The following is a 3193-nucleotide window of genomic DNA, read 5'->3' as shown; positions in this document are numbered from 1 at the left end:
GTCTTGCGATCAGGCAAAGCTGTCGCGCAGGCTGGTCGCGGTGCCGGTGAAGCGGCCGCGCACCACGCCGACAACCGCGCCGAGCACCAGCCAGAACACCAGATTGGTCACGGTCACCGCCACCACGAACTGGTGATGCAGCCCTTCCGGAATCGCCGTCTCGTAACTGTCGGGCTGCGGTGCCCCGACAACATGCGGTGCGACGATCAAAAGGACGGCAAGGATCGCCAGCGGCAGCGACTTGCGGAACGCGATCAGGCCGAGACCGGCAGCGGTTGCCGCCACCGTTGCCCACCACCAGATCTGGCGCTGGGTGAGATCGGCGGCCGGCATGGCCGGCAGTTCCGGCGGCAGGCCGAGGCCCGGTGCCAGCGTGAACACGGCAAAGCCGGCCAGGCCCCAGAACACGCCCTGGCGCCAACCACCGATGCCGCCGGCGAATTCGGAAACCGCGACCAGGATCAACCCGAAGCCGATGCCGGTGACGATGTTGGCAAGCACGCTGAAGGCGAAACGCTCGAAACCGTCTGCCGGCGCCCAGCCCTCGTCTTCCGCCGCAGCAGTCGCTTCGGCAGGGGCCGGAGCGGCTGTGCTCATGGCATTGCTATTCGTTGCTGCCGGAGCGGCATGGTCATGGTGATGCCCGCCGCCCGCCTGTTCGTAGACCTCCGCCTTCAGGATCAGCGGCACGGTCGCATAGGCCTGCATGCAGGCAAGAACGACGCCGGCCACGAGCCCTGCGATCGCCGCGATGAACACGACGTTGCGAAACAGGTTCATGATGTCAGCCCCTCGTCAGTGGCAGGGAAATGCCATCGAATGGCGATAGTCGTGAGCCGCATTGTGGACCGCATCGATATGCGAGAAGCCGACAAAGCCCATCACGAAAATGCCGAGCAGCGCGGCAAGCGCGAGCTGCATGAAGCGCGACTGCGAGGAGACGGAAGCGCCGAGGGAGACGGAAGCGGTAGTCATGTCTTGTCCTTTCGCCCTCCACCCGAGGGCATCGAAGTCAGTTTCCTGTCGCCGGCAGGTCTCCTGGCTCACGGATCAGCGTCCTTCCCCACCTTCCCGAAGAAAAATCTTCAGTGGCATATGGAGAGGACTACCGCACACAGTTGCGGGGGCAGCCACGGCATTGGGCGAAATCCGCCCTTACCGCATTCCCTCTTGGCTCCAAAATGGAACCGGCGACACCGGCGACTATAGGCAGAATCCTCGCGTCCGGCAAACCAAATTCCGCCGGCGACCGTTGCGAATGCGCCATGAAGGTCAAAGCGATTTCGGCAGATAGCGCCACGTCACGAAGCCGCAGACCGCCGCCAGCAGGCCCAGCGTGACGAACACCGAGCCCAGGCCGAAGAAGGCCAGCACCACCGAATAGACCAGCGGCGGCGTCAGCTCGGAAAAGTCGAGATAGGTGCGATAGACCGCCGCCATCTGCGATCTTTCATAGGAGCGCACCGAGCGCATGAAGGCGGTCGAGCCGAGCGCATCGAGCGCAATGGTGAAGAAGGCGCCGCAGAGCAAGAAGGCGCCGGTGAGCAGCGGCACGGTTTCGCCGACGAAGCCCGCCGCCAGAAGCGCGACCGACATGGCGAAATAGGCAAATGTCATGGTCCTGCGGCCGCCAAAGCGCTTTCCCGCCTTGCCCCAGAAAATCGCCATGAACAAAAGCGCGTTGCCGGCCGAAACCAGCAGGCCGCCGGCCAGCTTGCCCTCACCCGTAATGACCATGAACAGCGGCCCATAGACGAAGAACGTCGTCCAGAAACAGGAGCGCCCAAACGCGATCAGCCAGGCCAGCCTGAGCCTGGGCTGGGCGATGAAGCGGCCGATATTGGCGAGCGGATTGGCTGGTCGCGTCTTGCCGGGACGGATCGACGGGTTGTCGCCGAGCCGGTAGGTCCAGAACAATGCCAGCAGCGCTAACGCGAACACGGCCACCGCGCCATGCGCGGCATAGACGCCGAAGCGCGTGTAGAGGAAGATGCCGAGCGTCGGCCCACCGGTCCAGGCCAGCATCGACCACGCCATGCGCAGCGATTCGGCCTGCATGAAGTCGGTCTTGCGGATGTGGTCCATGATGTAGAGGTTGAGCGTGATCGACAGCGCGCTGGCTCCCATCACCCGGCACAGCATGCCGGCCAGTTGCCCGGCAAGCGTGTCGGTGACGAAGAACAGCGAGCCGATGGCCAGCAGGCAGGCGCCCGCCGTGTAGACCCAGCGCCGGGCGAAACGGCGGATCAGCATCGGCATGAACAATGTCACCGACAGGCCGAGCATCGCCACGACGGTGTAGAGGATCGAGACGATCTGCTCGTTGTGCAGGATCTCGTAAGCTTGGATCGGGATGACGCTCGACACCGTGGCGCGGGCGAAGGATTCGACCGCATAGAGCGAAGCGAAGGTGCGCGCGTCCGCGGCCTTGAGGGCCGGTAGCCAGATCGGATGGCGCACATGGGTGGACATTGCTTTCCCCGAAGCAGATTCACCGGGTCAAATCTGCCGTGGCGACCTCAGCGCCAATAAGAGGAAACCGACGTGCATCCGGCAAAAGCGAAGCCGGCCAAAGGCTTTCCGGCACTGGCCCAATGCCGCGGCTGATCCGGCGTTATCGGCAGGGTTGCCGGTCTTCTTTTGTCCTGGGCAACCGTGATAGTCCTCCAGCGGGGCTGAATCAGAATGCGAGACCATGAGCATCCAAACGCCGACCGCGCCCGTTCAGGATCGACCAAAGCGCATCGTCGCCATCGACATCGTGCGCGGCATCGCGCTGATCGCCATGGCAAGCTACCATTTCACCTGGGATCTGGAGTTCTTCGGCTACACCGATCCCGGCCTGACCGCCTTCGGCTGGTGGAAGATTTACGCGCGCTGCATCGCCTCGACCTTCCTGTTCTTGGTCGGCGTCAGCCTGTATCTCGCCCACGGCCGACAAATCCGCTGGAACGGCTTTTGGAAGCGGTTCGCCATGGTCGCCGGAGCCGCGATCGCGATTTCGGTCGTCACCCGCATAGCCACTCCGGACGGCTTCATCTTCTTCGGCATCTTGCACGAGATCGCGCTGGCCAGCCTGCTCGGTCTCGCCTTCCTGCGCCTGCCGGCGCTGCTGACGCTTGTCGTCGCCGCGCTCGTTATCGCCGCCCCCGTCTATCTGCGCTTCGAGGCCTTCGATCACCCATGGCTGTGG

4 protein-coding genes and 1 riboswitch are annotated in these 3193 nt (G+C 64.0%); of the genes, 1 reads left to right on the top strand and 3 read right to left on the bottom strand.

Translation table 11 applies throughout. The features are described from left to right. Positions 1-9: 9 nt before the first annotated feature. The 3 genes from EN925_RS29470 to EN925_RS29460 form a co-directional block, all read right to left on the bottom strand. Positions 10-780, bottom strand: coding sequence for a CbtA family protein (locus EN925_RS29470; protein WP_127368369.1), 771 nt, complete (start codon positions 778-780; stop codon positions 10-12). 15 nt (positions 781-795) lie between these two features. After that, a complete protein-coding gene (locus EN925_RS29465; protein WP_013531117.1) occupies positions 796-975 on the bottom strand; it encodes a CbtB domain-containing protein in 180 nt (59 codons plus the stop codon). Between the two features lie 35 nt (positions 976-1010). After that, positions 1011-1207: riboswitch (cobalamin riboswitch) on the bottom strand. Between the two features lie 65 nt (positions 1208-1272). Continuing rightward, complete coding sequence (locus EN925_RS29460; RefSeq protein ID WP_013531116.1) at positions 1273-2472, bottom strand: MFS transporter; 1200 nt, start codon at positions 2470-2472, stop codon at positions 1273-1275. A 223-nt stretch (positions 2473-2695) separates the two neighbouring features. Between EN925_RS29460 and EN925_RS29455 the strand changes: the two genes are divergently transcribed. Further along, positions 2696-3193 (top strand): heparan-alpha-glucosaminide N-acetyltransferase domain-containing protein (locus EN925_RS29455; RefSeq protein WP_128337122.1); only part of this gene is annotated, 498 nt, incomplete at its 3' end.

The sequence above is a fragment of the Mesorhizobium sp. M7A.F.Ca.US.006.04.2.1 genome, assembly GCF_004022915.1.
GTDB classification, from domain to species: Bacteria; Pseudomonadota; Alphaproteobacteria; order Rhizobiales; family Rhizobiaceae; genus Mesorhizobium; species Mesorhizobium ciceri.
Note: the sequence above shows the minus strand (reverse complement) of the source record. Positions and strands in the feature narration are given on the sequence as shown.